This window comes from Vibrio sp. 10N.222.55.C6 (assembly GCF_041473395.1).
GTDB lineage: Bacteria > Pseudomonadota > Gammaproteobacteria > Enterobacterales > Vibrionaceae > Vibrio > Vibrio crassostreae_C.
In genome coordinates, this window is the sequence record NZ_JBFRSD010000651.1 from 1 (window position 1) to 207 (window position 207).

Annotated in this window: 1 protein-coding gene; it reads right to left on the minus strand. The window is 49.3% G+C overall.

Features of this window, described 5'->3' with window-relative positions; genetic code table 11:
* On the minus strand, nt 1-207 hold a 207-nt coding region (locus AB4486_RS25485; RefSeq protein WP_372119510.1), incomplete at both ends, for a hypothetical protein.

The window sequence follows — 207 nt, forward strand, 5'->3', positions numbered from 1 at the left end:
CAGGTTCACTGCATTAGACACGGCATCAGTCGCCCAAATGCCTGTCTCAGTGTTTTCCGTCATCGGGATTACTTGTGAACTTAGCAGATCTTCACTGTATAGAACGAGTTCTACATCTTGCGCGGTTGGTGCCCAAAGCTTGAAGGTCGCCGCACTGCCTTCAACAATTGCGCCTAGTTCTTCAGCCATTGCATTACCAGCATCTTC